We start from the raw sequence: 330 nt of genomic DNA on the forward strand, positions 1-330 counted from the left end.
GAGAGTTACAGAATAAGGCTCAATTTTAGGCTGAACGATCCATGTATAAGTGTAAGAAGCGAGAGCCGTGGCGGTATTGCTCTTGATCGCCGAGGTTGTGGTAGCAGGATCGTAGAGTTTTAAGGTTGCAGTCATTTCTGTGTCTGTCTGACTGATGAAACGGACATTACTGAAAGAATAAGTGGCGGATGTGGAATATGTTTTAGAAGGTCTGGAAAAACATTCCGTTGTACTGAAAAACCAACCACTCTGATACAGACTTTTATCCGGTCTTAATAATTTTATGCCAGATGCAATAATGGTATTGTCAGAAGCCCGGTAGGGGATGGT

Annotated in this window: 1 protein-coding gene; it reads right to left on the minus strand. The window is 42.4% G+C overall.

Translation table 11 applies throughout. From position 1 onward, the window contains the following. On the minus strand, positions 1 to 330 hold a 330-nt coding region (locus tag OCV61_RS18510), incomplete at both ends, for a hypothetical protein (RefSeq protein ID WP_262583452.1).

The sequence above is a fragment of the Blautia ammoniilytica genome, from assembly GCF_025566965.1.
In the GTDB taxonomy this organism is placed as follows: domain Bacteria; phylum Bacillota; class Clostridia; order Lachnospirales; family Lachnospiraceae; genus Blautia_A; species Blautia_A ammoniilytica.